Here is a 498-nt window from a genome sequence, read left to right as displayed (position 1 = left end):
ATTAAAGATCTCCAACCAGCCAAAGACATTTCAGAGCGCTGTGGTCAAATGACAGTTGAAGTAACCGGAACAAACAAATCGAGAGGTTTGTCTTTGGGAAAGAGCTCTTACAACGTCAACTATCAACAAAGAGCCTTGATTTTACCCCATGAAATTATTCAGGAAATGCGCCAAGATGAACAAATCATTCTTATGCAAGGACAACCCCCTTTACGATGTGGTCGAGCAATTTACTTTAGAAGAAAAGAAATGTTAGCCGCTGCTAACAAAAACCGTTTTGCTCCACAAGCAAAGAAAAATTAAAAAACACCCTATGATGAATTTGAACATCAAAACAAGTACAACAGCAGAAAAGGAGAAATGATATGTTCTTGTTTCACAAAAGCTCCTTAAAAAAGAATTTTACATGACGCAACAAGAAAGACATGATGAAGAAAAATCTTTAAGGATTGCTTTTATGTCTGTGTTTACCAGCGCAAACACTCCTTGTGAAGAACC

1 protein-coding gene is annotated in these 498 nt (G+C 37.1%); it reads left to right on the top strand.

What is annotated here, in order from left to right; genetic code table 11:
* Positions 1–303, top strand: a 303-nt coding sequence (locus ACFIK8_RS09605; RefSeq protein WP_375669295.1) for a type IV secretory system conjugative DNA transfer family protein, incomplete at its 5' end; no start/stop codon positions are given.
* Between the last annotated feature and the right edge of the window lie 195 nt (positions 304–498).

The organism is Bartonella sp. MR168JLCBS (genome assembly GCF_042194175.1).
This window is presented reverse-complemented; position numbering and strand designations above follow the sequence as displayed.